We start from the raw sequence: 15,122 nt of genomic DNA on the forward strand, positions 1-15,122 counted from the left end.
AAGGCGATGGCGGCGCGCGGTTCCGGCAGCGTCGTCTTCATCTCCTCGGTCAACGCCATCGCGCATTTCGGCAATCCCGCCTATGCCGCGGCCAAGGCCGGCATCAATGCCTATGCCAAGGCCATCGCCGTCGAGCTTGGCCGCAGCGGTGTGCGCGCCAATGTCGTCTGCCCGGGATCGATCCGCACCGCCGCCTGGGACCATCGCCTGGCCAAGAACCCGGACATACTCGGCAAGCTCAAGCGGCTTTATCCGCTGGGCCGCATCGTCAATGCCTCGGAAGTGGCGGAAGCGGTCGCGTTCCTTGCCTCGGACCGCGCATCGGGCGTAACAGGCGTGGTCATGCCCGTCGATGCGGGCCTGACCGCCGGCTGCCTGCCGTTCATCGACGACATATTGGGAGCGTGACCATGACCGACGTCCAGTTTCGCAACCTGTCTAAATCCTTCGGTCAGCACAGGATCCTCGAGGACATCGGCCTCGACATCGCGAGCGGCGAGTTCGTCGTGCTGGTTGGCCCTTCCGGCTGCGGCAAGTCGACCCTGCTGCGCATGCTGGCGGGCCTGGAGACGATCACATCAGGCGACCTGCTGATCGGCGGCACCCGCGCCAACGACCTGCCGCCGCAGCAGCGCAATATCGCCATGGTGTTCCAGTCCTATGCGCTGTTTCCGCATTTGAAGGCCTCGGACAATATCGGCTTTGGCCCGAAAATCCGTGGCGAGAGCCGGGCAACGATCGAAGACAAGGTCAAGAAGGCCTCCGGCGTCCTCAACCTGTTCTCCTATCTCGACCGCTATCCCCGGCAATTGTCGGGCGGCCAGCGCCAGCGCGTCGCCATGGGCCGCGCCATCGTGCGCGAACCCTCGGTGTTCCTGTTCGACGAACCGCTGTCCAATCTCGACGCGCAGCTGCGCGTGCAGATGCGAACCGAGATCAAGGCGCTGCACCAGCGGCTGAAATCCACCATCGTCTACGTCACCCACGACCAGATCGAGGCCATGACCATGGCTGACCGCATCGTCGTGATGGACCGTGGCCGGATCCAGCAGGTCGGGGCGCCGCTGGAACTCTATGACAGGCCGGCCAACAAGTTCGTCGCCGGCTTCCTGGGTTCACCGTCGATGAGCTTCGTGTCCGGGGCGCTCAGGACGACGCCCGACAGGACCTGGTTCGAGTCGGCCGGCGGCGGAAGGCTGGCGCTGACCGGCAAGGCGGCGCCGGCGGACGGCGCCGTCGAGGCCGGCATCCGGCCCGAGCATTTCATCATCGGCGAGGCCGCCGACGCCATGGCGCTGAAGGTCGATGTCGTCGAGCCGACCGGCTCCGAGACCCATGTCTATGGCGCCATCGGCACTGATACGGTGCGCGCCGTGTTCCGCGACAGGGTGCCGGTCAGGCCGGGCGACCGGCTGCCGGTCTCGGTCGCTCCGGGCAACATCCATCTGTTCGACAAGGCGACGGGCCTGCCGCTGTGAAGATGACGACGGGACCACAAGCATGAAGACGCCGGCCGACATCATCACGCGGCTGCAGTTGATGTCGCAGGACGGCACCAAATCGGATCGCCGGCTGGCCGGTCTCGTTCTCTCCGATCTCGACTTCGCCTCCAAGGCGGCGATCTCGGAAATTGCCGCGCGCGTCGGCGTCAGCGAGCCGACGGTCACCCGTTTCTGCCGCAATCTCGGCTGCGAGGGCCTGCGCGATTTCAAATTCTACCTGGCGCAGGCGATCGCCATCGGCGGCCAGTATCTTTCGCCCGAGCCGCTGAGCCGCGATGCCCGCGAGCAGCGCATTGCCTCCGCCATCACCGAAGCGGCGGTTACGGCCATCCAGCGGGCCAGCGAGAATCTCGACATGACGACTCTCGTCGACGTCGCTGCGCGCCTGGCGATTTCGGGCAATGTGCTGTGCATCGGTTCGGGCGGCATCTCCTCGATGATGGCGACCGAGATGCAGAACCGGCTGTTCCGGCTCGGCCTGCCGGTGCTGGCGCAGATCGACGGCCAGTTGCAGCGCATGTACGCCGCCGTCGCCACGCCGGAAACCACGGTGGTTGCCTTTTCGGTTTCCGGCTATGCGCGCTCGGTCATCGAGGCAGTGCAGGTCGCCCAGCAATATGGCGCCGCCACCGTTGCCATCACCGCTCCGGATTCGGCCCTGGCCAAGGTCGCCGATACCGTCATCCATCTGCAGCCGCTGGAAGACGGCAACATCTACAAGCCGACATCGTCACGCTATGCGCTGCTGGCGATCGTCGACATGATCGTGACATCGGTCGCCGAGACACGCGGCCCCAAGGTGCTGGAGAACCTGCGCCGCATCAAGCAGAGCGTGAACACGCTGAAGGTCGACGATCCGCGCCTGCCGCTCGGCGATTGAGCACTGCGCTCAAGCTGCCAATCCTCTCCTATGGGGAGATATCCGGCAGGACAGAAAGGGGCGCTGTCCGATACCGTTTTCGCGGATGCGGAACTGTCGGCTACCCGCTCACCCGGTTTACAGAACCAGCGGCGCCACGGTGGTGAGAATGAATTGCCTGAGAAAGAACAGGATCAGCAGCAGGATGATGGGCGAGATATCGATGCCGCCGAGGTCCGGCATGAAGCGGCGGATGGGCCTCAGCGCCGGCTCGGTCAACCGGTAGAGCATGTTGCCGATGCTGCCGACGAACTGGTTGCGCGAGTTGACGACATTGAAGGCATAGAGCCAGGAAAAGATCGCCGACGCGATGATGACCCACCAATAGAGGTCGAGCGCCATGACGATGGTCTGAATGAGGGCGAGCATGCCGGTCTCCAATTGTTGCCGACATGTAGCCATTGCACGTCAAACCGGCAAGAGCCGCCGGCCGGGACGTGCGGACGGCAACGGATTCGGCAAAACCTCGCCTTGACACGAAACGGCGGCGCCCGATAAATGCGCCATCCGCTGGATGGGGCTGTAGCTCAGCTGGGAGAGCGCGTCGTTCGCAATGACGAGGTCAGGGGTTCGATCCCCCTCAGCTCCACCAGCGGATTATTTTCCCAAGCCCCTAGGTTGCGTTTTCAAGCTATAAAATGCAATCTGCAAGGCTAGGCCAAAGCGTCCCTGATGACGCCCAACGCACGAAATTGTGCACACTTTTCAATGCGAACCGGTTGTCAATTGGACTTATGGCGATGGTCGCCGTCGGATTGGTGCTATTTTTTTTGGAAGCTGCCCCATTAGACTGGCGTTATCAAATCAGTTTTTTCTGTGCGTTGTGACAATGCGTTTCGGCGGGGGCGACCGAAAGCGCTATATGGATTTCAAGTCGAAATGAAGAAGTCGCCTGCGAAAGCAATGCCGTGTCCATTCGCGAGAACCTCGCTGCAAATCTCAGACGGCTCTGCAAGGACCATGCCTCGGTTAGCGCGGTCTGCCGCGAATTAGGCATCAACCGCACCCAGTTCGAACGTTACCTGCAGGGGCAGACTGTTCCGAACAAGGCGACCGCCAAGCTGATCTGCGATTATTTCCGCATCGACGAAGCCGAATTATACAGGGATCCCGGCACGCCCGAGGCCACCGTTCCCGGCCTGCCGCCGATTTCCGAAAGCCTGTTCAGCCAGATGATCCGTCCTCCGGCCCCATCGATCGCTGGCGGCACCTATTTCACATACTTTTCCATTCCGGCGCGCTCCGACCTGTTGATGCGGTCGGTGACCTTCGTGCGCCGCGAGGCCGAACTGGTTACCTTCCGCAGGGTCACCGGCTGGTCCGAGCGCCGCGGCTCGACATGGGCGCGGGCGCGCGGCAACCACTATGGCGTGGCGATCTCGCGTCTCAACTGGATCTATTTCAGCGGCGTCAACCGCCGCCAGACCGGTGAACCATCGCTGATCTCGGTGCAATGGGCTCCGATCTCCGAACCGGTGTTGACCGGCAAGGCCATGCTTCTGACCGAGGCCGGCCCTGCTTTCGTATCGGTCATCATGCGCCAGGATGTATCGAACATCCGGTCGAGGCACGCGATCCGCATGGCCCATGTCGTCAGGCTCGACGATCCGGGCATCGATCAGCTCGTCGTCAGCCTCGCCCGGGACGGACTGGGCTGACCTTTATCGCCCAAAATTGATCTCGGTTTCGGAGAACGGCATGTGCGCGGCAAGAAGCTGAAGCACGTCGCCTGAAATCCGCTTCGCCGCGCCACCCGCAGTCGCTATCTTACGCTAAATAAGAACAAGAATATCCCAAAAGAGCGTATGATAGCGATTGCCTACTCCATATCCGAGTAAAATCGATTTTTTAGACTTTCTCATGAAGAAAGATATTTTAGATCACATTCGCTTTACTATGATTTTAACAAACCATTAACTCTTTCGACCTTACCTTTCACTCGCGGATCCCGCTGTGGGGATCTTTCAACAGATCCCATTGGGGGGTCAGGAAAGGGACGAAAAATGGCCAAGAAAGTGAGCAATGCCCCGAAGCTGACGGTTGCCGCCGGAACGCAGACCGTCTTCTTCTCGCAGGGCATGCACTACAACAAGCGCTGAAGCCGTTCGGCGCCGATGGGCTGGGCCCATCGGCGCCTCGCTTCCACACAACGGCATTCAGCAACATGAAAATGCGCTCGTCAAAAACGCTTGTCTTCTATCCCGGGACCAACAAGGTCACGGCCTGCAACTTCCTGACCAGAAGTGTTTTCGAGTGCAGCCCCGAGGTCGTTGGGCTTCTTGCCTCCTGGGACGAATGGGCCTCGACGGCGGAGATCGCCCGCGCCCATGGATGGTCGAAGGCCGACCTGAATGCTGTCGTGCCGCAACTGCTTGATTTTTCCGCCCTCATCACTGCCGGTTCACCGCTCGCCGAGCAGGAGACGCAGTTCTCCGGCCAGTGGAACTGGGGGATCCCGACCGCGCTGATGCATTTCTGCGTCCAGGACAGCGAGTTCATGACCACCGAGCAGGCGGAGGCGCGGCAGGTCGAACGCGCCGGCCATGTCGCCCAGCCTGACTTGCTGCTGAAGAACGCCACGGGCGCCATTCGGCTGCCCAATGCGCTGGATGGAGAATGAACTTCTGGCCCTGATGGCCCGTCGCCGCACCAACCGCACCGCGGCCGTGCCCACCATTACCGCGCGGCAGCTCTCCGATTGCCTGTTCGCGGGCATGGGCATTACCGGCGAGACCAGCAACTGCGTCGGCGCCCTGCCGCTGGGCATGACCCCTTCGGGCGGCGCACGAAATCCTTATGAGGCCTATGTGGTCGCGCTCGGCGTCGATGGCCTGGAACCCGGCGTCTATCACTATTCGGCAGCCGACCACGATCTCGGCAGGATTTCCGCCAACCACCTGCCGAAGATATCGGATCTGGTCGGCGGACAGGACTGGGCGGATGCCATGCCATGCCTGGTTCTACTTTGCGCCAGGCTCGACCGCACCATGTGGAAATACGACGACGCCAACGCCTACCGCGTTGTCCTGATCGAAGCCGGCCATATCGGCCAGAACATGATGCTGGCGGCGACCAGGCACGGCCTGTCGGCCTGCCCGACGGCCGCGCTCAGCCATACCGCCATCAAGCGACTGCTCGGCCTCGACCGCCTGACCGATGCGCCGATCTATGCATTGACTCTCTCGACGCCCGAACCAGGTCCGCATCCGGCGGGTCAGTCAATCAATTAGCCGCCTTAGTATTTCCGGTTGGCCAGTACGCGTTCCCTGAGTTCCATCCAATGACAGGAGCAGCAAATGGCAAATCAGTCCTTACGTCAGTCGGAGATCGACAGCCTTCAATACATTGCGTCGATGACCAATGAGCTGGTGCAGATGGCTGAAGCCAGCCGTTTTCCCATGATCTCGTATCTGCTGGGCATGGCCTATGCCGAGGCCTTCGATGTCCTGCGCGGCGCACGGCCGGCCAGGCACATCCAGCTCAGCGGCAATCCCCTGCATTCCAAGATGCCCGGGAAGGACAGCCACGTTCAGCCAAGGCGGGCGTGACACGATGCAAACGCCAGCCCTGTGCACGCCGGCAGGCTCGCAGCCGAACCGGTGGGAGACGCTCTGCGCGCTGCAAAGCCTGCTGCCGCTCCTGAAAAAAACCGCCGGCGAACTGGGCCGCGATGACATCGTCTACTGGTTCGAGCAGGCGGAAGCTGAGGCCGCCAACATCATCAGGGGACGGCCATCCGACAGCACTGCCATTCCCGCCTTGATCGTCCACAGCCCACGAACTGACATCCACGCGTAGAAATCCAAGGGGGACCCGCCAATGAACATGATCGCAACGATCAGGAGCGCCGATGCCGCCGACAGCATTTTCGGCCAGTTGCACGCGCTCATCGCCGGCCGACCGGCTTCGCCGCACGCCGCGCGCATGGAGACCCGGCAGCTGGTTTCCATGGCAATGGCCGATAGCTGGCAGCCCGACAGCCTCTGGGGCGCGGCGGACGCCTTTCATGCCCATTTCGACTTCATGATGCAGACCATCGAGCTCAACGGCGTCAGCGATCCGAACCTCCCGGCCCTGCGCACCAAATGCCGGTTCTACCTGGATCAGGTCGAGGCACTGTGCCGGTCGATGAGCTGAGCGCTCTATACTGTTGACCTGGTGCTGTTCCTGTCGGGAAGAATTGCTCTAATCCCGCAAACTGAACACGAACGGCGCGGTACGGCTGACGCGAGAACCGAGTTCCGGCGGCGGCGCCGGCACCGTGGCGCCCTGCAGCACCGCGAGCGCGGCGCGGTCGAGCTCGGCATCGCCGGACGAACGGGCAACCCGGGCCGACAGGACCTGTCCGGATGAGTCCACGGTAAAGGTCACGCTGACATTGCCTTGCACACGCCTGGATTTCGCCGCGCTCGGATAGCGCTTGTGGCGATTGATCCATGCCGTCAGACGCGACTCCCATCTGGCGGGGCTGACCCCGAAGAATCCGGCGGAGGATTTCGGAGCGGCCGCTTTCGCCGCCGGCTTTGTTTCCGCGCTCGCGGTGGCAACCGTCTTTGCCGGCTCGGCCTTTTCTTTCTTCGGGCGCGGCTTGGGCTTTTCGACCGACTTCTTGGCCTTGGCTTCCACCGGCTTCTTTTCCTTGGGCTGCTCGACAGGCTTCGGTTGCGGCAGCGGGACGACAACCTCCGGCGCGACAGCCTCGACGACGTCGGGAACGACCTCCTCCAGCGGTGGCTGATCCATCGGCTCGGCCTCGGCCGTCTGGGTCGGTTCCGTCTCGTCGGGAGGCACCGTTTCCGACTGCTCCGTGTTCGGCTCGGCCTGGGTCGTCACTTTCTCGGGTTCGGCTTCCGTGACCTTCTCGGTCTCCTCGACCGGTTCGGTCTGGTCGGGCATCGCCTCTTCCAGCATCGCGGCCTGTTCCGGCACGGCCGGCGTCACCACCATCGGCGCCATTTCGATCACCGGGGCCGGCGGCGGGCCGCCATCCATCTCGACCGGACTGAAGCTCTGCACCGCGTAGGCGACCGCGACATGGGCGCCGAGCACCAGGGCGGCCGCACCGGCCCACAGACCGAGATCACGCACGCCGAGGCGCGACAGTTCCACCGTGGGCGAGGCGGCCGATTGCCGGGTCATGGGACGACGGGCCCGCTTGGCGCCGGCGCGGCGGTATCGGCCGGCTGCGCGGTCTCCAGCCCAACCAGCGCGATCTTCAGATAGCCCGCGCCGCGCAGCAGGTTCATCGCTTCCATCAGGTCGCCATAGGCGACCGCCTTGTCGGCCCGCAGGAAGATGCGCGTCTGCTTGTCGCCCTTGGTCCGGCTGTCCAGCAGCGCCGCAAAAGCCGGGCGCGGCACGGTGTCGTTGCCGATGGCCAGGGTGAGATCTTCCTTCAATGTCAGAAACAGCGGCGTCTCCGGCCGTGGCGCCGGCGTCGCCGTCGAGCCCGGCAGATCGACATTGACGTCGACCGTCGCCAGCGGCGCCGCGACCATGAAGATGATCAGCAGCACCAGGATGACGTCGATGAACGGCGTCACATTGATCTCGTGGCTCTCCTCGAGATCGTCGTCCATGGTCTGGCGGATTCTGCTGCCCATGGCTTCACTCCGCCGCCAGCGCCGTCGCCGGCGGGACCGACCGGAAATCGAGGTCGCGGCTCACCAGCCGTTCGACACCCGCCGAGGCATCGGCGAGGATCTGCCGGTAGCCGGCTATCGAGCGCGCGAAGACGTTGTAGATGACGACAGCCGGAATTGCCGCGACGAGCCCCATCGCAGTGGCCAGCAGCGCCTCGGCGATGCCGGGGGCGACCACTGCAAGATTGGTGGTCTGCGCCTGCGAAATGCCGATGAACGCATTCATGATGCCCCAGACGGTGCCGAACAGGCCGACGAAAGGCGCGGTCGAACCGATCGTGGCCAATACGCCCGTGCCGCGCGACATGCGCCGTGCCGCGGCCGCCTCGATGCGCGACAGGCGCGAGGAAACCCTTTCCTTCAGCCCGTCGCCGCCGGCATGGTCGAGCGCGCCTGCCGAAAGCGCGGCTTCTTCCTCCGCCGCGCGCACCAGCAGCGCCCCCGGCCCTCCGCTGCGGTCGAGAGCACGGCTGGCCTGCTTCAGCGTGGCGGCATCGCCAATGGCGCGAACCGCCCGGCCGATGCGCAGCTTGCCGCCGAAAATCTCCAGCGATTTGGCCAGCCATATCGTCCAGGTGACGAGCGACGCGAAGGCAAGGCCGATCATCACCGCCTTCACGATGATGTCGGCCGCCATGAACATGCCCCATGGCGACAGATCGTGCGGCAGGGTCAGCTCCGCCGGCCCCGAGGGCGCGGCCGTCGACGGGCCGGCGGGCTGTGCAGGCGCCATCGTGGCAGGCTCTGTTGCGGCCGGTGTCGCAGGTTCCGGCATGGCGGGCGCCGTCACTGCTGGACTGGCGGGTGTCGGGACGACAGGTGCCTCGACGGTCGGCGCCGGCACTGCAGGAGCGGGCTGCGCCGGCGCGGACACCGCGGGAGCCCCGGCAGCCGGCTCGGCACCTGCCGGTTGCTCCTGCGCCATGGCGCTGCCAGCCGAAAGGAACACCGATGCGACCAATGCCGCCAACAAACCATTTCTCGACAAGAGCGTCTTCCTTGTTATCACCGCGGCCGGATATTCCTGCTGCCAGCCGCGTATCTGGTTATCACTGCACATAGCCAACGGGTTGACCAGTGACGGGGTGCGCGAACACACCCATCTCCACGCCGAAGATAGTTTTGAGCACATCGGCGCGCATGATTTCGTCGGGAGTGCCGCGCGTCAGCAGGCTGCCATCCTTCAGGGCGATCAGTTCATCGCAATATCGCGCAGCCATATTGGGGTCGTGCAGCACCACGACGACGCAGAGATCGCGCTTGCGGCTGAGTTCCTTGACCAGCCCCAGCACTTCGACCTGATGTGCGATATCAAGCGCCGAGATCGGCTCGTCGAGCAGCATGACGCCGGCATGCTGCGCCACCAGCATGGCGAGCCAGGCGCGCTGCCGCTCTCCGCCCGACAATTCGTCCACCAGCCGGTCGGCGAAGGCTTCCATATCGGTCAGCAAGAGCGCCTCCTCGACATGCCGTTTGTCCTCGGCGCCGAAGCGCCCGAGCGCGCCGTGCCAGGGATAGCGGCCGAGCGTCGCCAGCTCACGCACGGTGAGGCCGGTCGCCGCCGGCGTGGTCTGCGGCAGATAGGCGAGCGCGCGAGCGAGTTCGCGCGCACCCCATTGCGGCAGAGGTCTTCTGGCAAAAGTGATGGCGCCTGAGCTTGCCGGCTGCTGGCGGGCCAGCAGCTTGATCAGCGTCGACTTGCCCGAACCATTGTGGCCGATAAGCCCGTAGACGCGCGAACGCTGCAATTCGAGGGAAACCGGACCGAGCAGCGTCCGCTCACCAACGGCAAAGCGCACCGCATCGATCTGAAAGGCGGTCTGGGTGTCGGCGTCAGCCTCAGCCACGGTCATGGCTACTCTCCGTTCGGCCCGAGCGCCGACTGTCTTGTGGCATTGGCGGGCCAATGCCGGTTGACTATGAAACCTGACCTTACTAGTCAACATTGAAGATGAGGTTTTGAGTCAACAAAGATATCGTAACAGGCGTGTGGGCCCTGTAGATCCCACGCAAAGCTGGGACTGAAACCGGACTCTGGCATATTGCCGCTCGTAGGCTCCGGACGTAAGGACGGCGCGAGGACGGGCTGTGCCTTGCCAATTCGCTCACCGATCAAGACAGCATGCGGTTCAACTCGATGATCAGACGTTTCATGGCCTATTACGCACCCTGGAAGGGGCTGTTCATCCTAGATTTCTCCTGCGCGGTGCTCGCCGGCCTGCTCGAACTGGGCTTTCCGATGGCGGTGCGCAGCTTCGTCGACCAGCTTCTGCCGCAACAGGACTGGACGCTGATCATCATCGCCTCGGTTGGGCTTCTGCTGATCTACCTGCTCAACACCGCGCTGATGGCAGTCGTCACCTATTGGGGACACATGCTTGGCATCAACATCGAGACCGAGATGCGTCGCAAGAGTTTCGACCATCTGCAGAAACTCTCCTTCCGCTTCTACGATAACCACAAGACCGGCCACCTGGTCGGCCGCGTCACCAAGGATCTCGAGGAGATCGGCGAGATCGCCCATCACGGCCCCGAGGACCTGTTCATCGCCATCATGACCTTCGCCGGCGCCTTCGTGCTGATGTTCGCCGTCAACATGCATCTGGCGCTGATCACCGCGGTGATCGTTCCTGTGATTGCCTGGGTGACGATGCGCTATGGCGACCGCATGGAGCGCAACTGGCAGGCGCTCTACAGTCGCGTCGGCGATTTCAATGTCCGCATCGAGGAGAATGTCGGCGGCATGCGCGTCGTCCAGGCCTTCGCCAATGAAGAGCATGAACGCAAGCTGTTCGCGCATGACAACCAGCGCTACCGCCAGACCAAGCTCGACGCCTACCGCATCATGTCGGCCTCGAACTCGCTGAACTACATGGGCATCCGGCTGATCCAGCTCGTGGTCATGATCGCCGGTAGCTATCTCGTTATATCGGGGAGCCTCAGCAATGGCGGCTTCGTCGGCTTCCTGCTCCTTGTCGGTGTGTTCGTGCGGCCCATCGAGAAGATCAATTCGGTGATCGAGACCTATCCCAAGGGCATAGCCGGCTTCCGCCGCTACACCGAACTGCTCGACACCGAGCCGGACATTGCCGACCGCCCGGGCGCCGTGACCGTCAGCGGCCTCAAGGGCGACATCGAATACCGCAATGTCTGCTTCGGCTATGGCGACGGCAAGCCGGTGTTGAAGAACGTCGACCTGAAGATCCATGCCGGCGAGACGATCGCCTTCGTCGGCCCGTCCGGCGCCGGCAAGACCACCATCTGCTCGCTGCTGCCGCGTTTCTACGAGGTCGGCGCCGGCCGGATCAGCATCGACGGCACCGATATAAGGGACATGACGCTGGCCTCGCTGCGTAGCCAGATCGGCATCGTCCAGCAGGACGTGTTTCTGTTCGGCGGCTCGATTCGCGAGAACATCGCCTATGGCCGGCTCGGCGCCTCGGACGAGGCGATCGCCGATGCCGCGCGGCGGGCGCAGCTCGACGGCATGATCTCAGCCCTGCCGGCCGGCTACGACACCATCATCGGCGAGCGCGGTGTTAAGCTGTCGGGCGGCCAGAAGCAGCGGCTGGCGATCGCCCGCATGTTCCTGAAAAATCCGCCGATCCTGATCCTCGACGAGGCAACCTCTGCGTTGGACACGCAGACCGAGCGTGAAATCCAGAAGGCGCTGGCCGAACTGGCGCAAGGCCGTACCACGCTGGTCATCGCGCACCGGCTGGCGACGATCCGTGGTGCTGACCGCATCGTCGTCGTCTCGGAGTCCGGCATCGTCGAGCAAGGCTCGCACCAGGAACTGATCCATGCCGACGGCGTCTATCGGCGCCTGCATGACGCCCAGCATCTGGTGTCGGCGCATTGAACGATTATGGTCTGTCGAAACAGGGAACCACCGATGATCAAGGCAACACCTTTCGACTACCCCTATGACGGCAGGCTGGTGGCGCAGAACACGGCGCTGGTCGTCATCGACCTGCAACAGGATTTCCTGTCGACATCAGGCTATTTCGCCAGGAAGGGATATGATCCCTCGCCGCTGCGGGCGATCCTTCCCACCGTCAACCGGCTGATATCCGCCGCCCGCAAGGCCGGCGTCACCATCATTCACACAAGGCAGGGCTACCGCGCCGACATGGCCGACATGACGCCTTACGAGACGTGGCGCCGCAAGCGCGCCGGCCTCGACGGCACCGATGTCCTGCTGCGTTCGGGGGCAGGCTTCCAGATTGTTCCGGAGATCGATGTGGCGCCGACCGACATCATCGTCGACAAAACCTGCAACAGCGCCTTCACCTATACGGATTTCGAGCAGGTGCTGCGCGCGCGGGGCATCACCCACCTGATGTTTTCGGGCTGCACGACCGATGTCTGCGTCCACACCACGCTGCGCGAAGCCTGCGACCGCAATTTTCAGTGCCTGACCATCTCGGACGCCTGCGCCAGCGGCGACAGATACGCACACGAGGCCGCTTTGCACATGGTGACGGTTGAGGATGGCGTCTTCGGCGTCCTGGCCGACTCGAGCGCCGTTATCGAGGGCCTGTCGCGGCTCGGCGACAGACCTTGAACCCTGCGAACTGAAGCGACTTCAGCCCGGGGCGCGTGTCTCCGGCCCTAGGCGCGGCGCAAAGGCTCCCGGCTGGAAAACGTCGCCCTCGCGGCGCGTCAGCGAGTTGCGCAATATGGCGAGCGTTTCGCGCCCCGCGGTCGCGATTTCACGCGGCGTGTCGACGCCGACGATCATGAATTCATCGATCCCGAGCCCGGCATAGGCGAGCAGCGACAGGGCCACCTGGGCCGGCGGCCCGGACAGGTCGACAGCCCTGTGGTCGGCAACCGAGCCGCCTTGATGGATACGAACCGGCAGCGCGAAGCGCAGCTTGCCGGCGCGGCCATGTTCGGCGGCTGCGCCGCGCGCCCGCTCCATCAGTTGCCTGACCTCGTCGATAGAGCCCGGTGCCAGTTCGAAGACATCGGCGTGCCTTCCGGCCACCTTCAGCGCCGTTCCGGACTGTCCGCCCATGCGGATGACGAGATCGGCGCCATGCGGACCCTTGCGCTCGATATAGCCGCCCTTGATGCTGTAGAACGCGCCTTCATGGTCGAAGGGCCGGTCGTTCGACCACAGTCGCTTCAGGAGCACCAGATATTCGTCGATGCGCTGCCAGATCACGCCATGCCCGACAGGCCGCGTCTCGGCATCGTCGTCGTTCAGCGGTTCGCTGATCATGCGAAGCGAGAGCCGCCCGCCGCTCTCCCGGTCGATCGATGCCAGCTGGCGGGCCGCCACCGTTGGCTCGATCACGCCTGCCCAGTGAGTCAGTACGACTTCCAGCGAAGCGGTGCGGTTGAGCACCTGGGCGGCAAGATCCATGTTGGTCAAAAGCCCGGCTGAATCGTCAACGACGATCTTCTGAAAACCGCCATCCTCGATCAGCCCGAGCTTGGTCGCCGTCTCTGCGAAGTCATAGAAGAAGGGAACGACGGCAGAAGCCGGATGGGTCTTTCCAGGGACATGCGTGAACGCGATCGGCATTGCCATCTCCTCCATTTCTGGACTCACGGATGCGGTGATCACCGGCCGCGCGAAAACGCGCCGGTATTCCGGTTCATCAAACTGCGAATGCATGAAAGTGGCGGGCCGCTAGTCCCGAGCGGTCAAGCGATCAGGGGATCAGCCCCAGGACGACGGCCCCGGTGAACACGAACGCAAGGGCGAAAACCAGATAGGCGAAAGAACCGGCATAGGCCGGGCGAAAGGTCCGGGCATTGGCCAGCCTCTGGCCGCTGCTGTCAGTCTGAGCGTTCTGGATGTAGGACATATCGACCTCCGTCTCACCGGTTAATCTATAAAACTTGTAGACTTTGTCGATTGCTATTTTTCGCCTATTGGCAGAAAAATTTTCTCATCATCCGCGGTGGATTGGTTTCGGATTGCTGAGAACCTCTACCGGGCGATTGGCCAGGCCATGGAGCCGGCAGCGTTCAGAATGGCCCTACGGCCTGTCCCCCCTGCCCCTACGAGAAGGATTGGCCGTTCGGCGCGGTCGCGATAGCATCACCCTGAGAAATCGACATCAAACCATCGGATAGGGGAACGACAATGGGGACAAGACTGGCCGGCAAGGTCGCCATCATCTCGGGTGGTGCAACGGGGATGGGCGGCGCGGCCTCGGAACTGTTCGCGGCCGAGGGCGCGAAAGTGGCAATCATCGACCGCAACGGCGACGCAGCTGCCGCCACCGCGGCCGCGATCCGCGCGCGCGGACACGTCGCCGAGCATTTCGTCGCCGACGTCTCCGACGAGGCCCAGGTCGAGGCGGCGGCGAAGGCCGCGACCGAAAAACTCGGCCCGGTCACCGTGCTGTTCAACCATGCCGGCACGATCGTCATAAAGCCCTTCCTGGAGACGACCCTGCAGGAATGGGACTGGCTGCATGCCGTCAATGTCCGCTCGATGTTCCTGATGACGCGCGCGGTGCTGCCGGGCATGATAGCCGCCGGCGGCGGTTCGATCGTCTGCACCTCGTCGATCTCGGCGGTGGCGGCAACACCGAACGAAGTTCTCTACGACACCACCAAGGGCGCCTGCCATATGTTCGCGCGCGCCATCGCCGTCGAGTTCCGTGACCGCAACATCCGCTGCAACGCCGTCTGCCCCGGCTTCATCAGGACGCCGCACGGCCTGCGCGAGGTCGCCGATCTGGGCAGGCTCGGCGTCGATGTCTCCGATGCCGCACTTGCCGCCCAGCAGGGCCGCATCGGCGAGCCGGAGGAGGTGGCCAAGGCCGCGCTCTATCTGGCCAGCGACGAGTCCAGCTTCGTCAACGGCGCGCATCTGTTCGTGGACAATGGTTTTACGGCGATGTGAGGCGTCGCAGAATCTGGTTCCTCGCCCCTGCCATCGGCGGGGGAGAGCGACTATCTGGGGTGTCAAGTTGCATTCGCGAACTCGGTTCTCGCGTCGCGTGCTTTTGCGTTGAGGATGACGAGAAGCTTTCTGGCGAGAGCGACGCGGATAAGCATTTTGTGTTTTCCCGCCTGCTGCAACCGTTGAGC

19 protein-coding genes, 1 tRNA gene and 1 pseudogene are annotated in these 15,122 nt (G+C 63.5%); 13 read left to right on the plus strand and 8 right to left on the minus strand.

The genetic code is table 11. The features are described 5' to 3' along the window. The 3 genes from J0I79_RS30950 to J0I79_RS30960 all read left to right on the plus strand — a co-directional run. On the plus strand, nt 1-408 hold a 408-nt coding region (locus J0I79_RS30950; RefSeq protein ID WP_292868578.1), incomplete at its 5' end, for an SDR family oxidoreductase. A 2-nt stretch (nt 409-410) separates the two neighbouring features. After that, entirely contained in the window at nt 411-1,478 is a 1,068-nt protein-coding gene (gene ugpC / locus J0I79_RS30955) for a sn-glycerol-3-phosphate ABC transporter ATP-binding protein UgpC (protein ID WP_292868581.1), read from the plus strand. Nucleotides 1,479-1,500: 22 nt separating this feature from the next. Continuing rightward, nucleotides 1,501-2,382, plus strand: a complete 882-nt coding sequence (locus tag J0I79_RS30960; RefSeq protein ID WP_292868584.1) for a MurR/RpiR family transcriptional regulator — start codon at nt 1,501-1,503, stop codon at nt 2,380-2,382. A 117-nt stretch (nt 2,383-2,499) separates the two neighbouring features. Here the strand turns inward: J0I79_RS30960 and J0I79_RS30965 are convergent, their stop codons facing one another. Next, a complete protein-coding gene (locus J0I79_RS30965) occupies nt 2,500-2,790 on the minus strand; it encodes a YggT family protein (RefSeq protein WP_137933132.1) in 291 nt (96 codons plus the stop codon). A 147-nt stretch (nt 2,791-2,937) separates the two neighbouring features. On the opposite strand from J0I79_RS30965, the gene J0I79_RS30970 reads away from it, so the two are divergent. From J0I79_RS30970 to J0I79_RS31000, 7 genes are all read left to right on the plus strand, one after another. Then, nucleotides 2,938-3,013: transfer RNA gene (locus tag J0I79_RS30970), tRNA-Ala, on the plus strand. 316 nt (nt 3,014-3,329) lie between these two features. Continuing rightward, nucleotides 3,330-4,079: a helix-turn-helix transcriptional regulator gene (locus J0I79_RS30975; protein ID WP_292868588.1), complete on the plus strand. Its 750-nt coding sequence runs from the start codon at nt 3,330-3,332 to the stop codon at nt 4,077-4,079. Nucleotides 4,080-4,591: 512 nt separating this feature from the next. Then, nucleotides 4,592-5,041, plus strand: a complete 450-nt coding sequence (locus J0I79_RS30980; RefSeq protein WP_292868591.1) for a hypothetical protein — start codon at nt 4,592-4,594, stop codon at nt 5,039-5,041. Further along, nucleotides 5,031-5,651 (plus strand): SagB/ThcOx family dehydrogenase, encoded by a 621-nt coding sequence (locus tag J0I79_RS30985; protein ID WP_292868594.1) that lies wholly within the window; start codon nt 5,031-5,033, stop codon nt 5,649-5,651. The genes J0I79_RS30980 and J0I79_RS30985 overlap by 11 nt, the downstream gene beginning before the upstream one ends. A gap of 66 nt (nt 5,652-5,717) precedes the next feature. Beyond that, nucleotides 5,718-5,969: a hypothetical protein gene (locus J0I79_RS30990; RefSeq protein WP_292868597.1), complete on the plus strand. Its 252-nt coding sequence runs from the start codon at nt 5,718-5,720 to the stop codon at nt 5,967-5,969. 4 nt (nt 5,970-5,973) lie between these two features. Continuing rightward, the gene (locus J0I79_RS30995; RefSeq protein WP_292868600.1) at nt 5,974-6,219 is read left to right on the plus strand and encodes a hypothetical protein; all 246 of its coding nucleotides are present in this window, start codon (nt 5,974-5,976) and stop codon (nt 6,217-6,219) included. Between the two features lie 21 nt (nt 6,220-6,240). Beyond that, entirely contained in the window at nt 6,241-6,558 is a 318-nt protein-coding gene (locus J0I79_RS31000) for a hypothetical protein (protein WP_292868603.1), read from the plus strand. Between the two features lie 48 nt (nt 6,559-6,606). Here the strand turns inward: J0I79_RS31000 and J0I79_RS31005 are convergent, their stop codons facing one another. The 4 genes from J0I79_RS31005 to J0I79_RS31020 all read right to left on the minus strand — a co-directional run bounded on the left by J0I79_RS31005 (nt 6,607) and on the right by J0I79_RS31020 (nt 9,916). Further along, nucleotides 6,607-7,560 carry an energy transducer TonB gene (locus J0I79_RS31005; RefSeq protein ID WP_292868605.1) on the minus strand — a complete coding sequence of 318 codons (954 nt, stop codon included), beginning with the start codon at nt 7,558-7,560 and terminating at the stop codon, nt 6,607-6,609. Further along, nucleotides 7,557-8,024, minus strand: coding sequence for a TonB system transport protein ExbD (exbD, locus tag J0I79_RS31010; RefSeq protein WP_292868608.1), 468 nt, complete (start codon nt 8,022-8,024; stop codon nt 7,557-7,559). Before exbD ends, J0I79_RS31005 begins: the two co-directional genes overlap by 4 nt. A 4-nt stretch (nt 8,025-8,028) precedes the next feature. Beyond that, the gene (gene exbB, locus J0I79_RS31015; protein ID WP_292868611.1) at nt 8,029-9,051 is read right to left on the minus strand and encodes a tonB-system energizer ExbB; all 1,023 of its coding nucleotides are present in this window, start codon (nt 9,049-9,051) and stop codon (nt 8,029-8,031) included. 61 nt (nt 9,052-9,112) lie between these two features. Further along, nucleotides 9,113-9,916, minus strand: coding sequence for an ATP-binding cassette domain-containing protein (locus tag J0I79_RS31020; RefSeq protein ID WP_292868614.1), 804 nt, complete (start codon nt 9,914-9,916; stop codon nt 9,113-9,115). Between the two features lie 284 nt (nt 9,917-10,200). Between J0I79_RS31020 and J0I79_RS31025 the strand changes: the two genes are divergently transcribed. Then, a complete protein-coding gene (locus J0I79_RS31025) occupies nt 10,201-11,925 on the plus strand; it encodes an ABC transporter ATP-binding protein (protein WP_292868617.1) in 1,725 nt (574 codons plus the stop codon). Nucleotides 11,926-11,958: 33 nt separating this feature from the next. After that, nucleotides 11,959-12,630, plus strand: a complete 672-nt coding sequence (locus J0I79_RS31030; protein WP_292868620.1) for an isochorismatase family cysteine hydrolase — start codon at nt 11,959-11,961, stop codon at nt 12,628-12,630. Nucleotides 12,631-12,651: 21 nt separating this feature from the next. Here J0I79_RS31030 and J0I79_RS31035 read toward each other — a convergent pair whose 3' ends face one another. Together J0I79_RS31035 and J0I79_RS31040 are read right to left on the minus strand one after the other, a co-directional pair. Beyond that, complete coding sequence (locus J0I79_RS31035; protein WP_292868623.1) at nt 12,652-13,599, minus strand: LLM class flavin-dependent oxidoreductase; 948 nt, start codon at nt 13,597-13,599, stop codon at nt 12,652-12,654. Nucleotides 13,600-13,729: 130 nt separating this feature from the next. Then, nucleotides 13,730-13,885 (minus strand): hypothetical protein, encoded by a 156-nt coding sequence (locus J0I79_RS31040; RefSeq protein WP_275917895.1) that lies wholly within the window; start codon nt 13,883-13,885, stop codon nt 13,730-13,732. Between the two features lie 281 nt (nt 13,886-14,166). Between J0I79_RS31040 and J0I79_RS31045 the strand changes: the two genes are divergently transcribed. Further along, entirely contained in the window at nt 14,167-14,934 is a 768-nt protein-coding gene (locus J0I79_RS31045; protein ID WP_292868626.1) for an SDR family oxidoreductase, read from the plus strand. A gap of 62 nt (nt 14,935-14,996) precedes the next feature. On the opposite strand, the pseudogene J0I79_RS31050 reads toward J0I79_RS31045, so the two are convergent. Further along, a pseudogene (locus tag J0I79_RS31050) lies at nt 14,997-15,122 on the minus strand (IS110 family transposase); the annotation flags it as partial.

Origin of the sequence: Mesorhizobium sp., from assembly GCF_017306585.1 — a bacterium.
GTDB lineage: Bacteria > Pseudomonadota > Alphaproteobacteria > Rhizobiales > Rhizobiaceae > Mesorhizobium.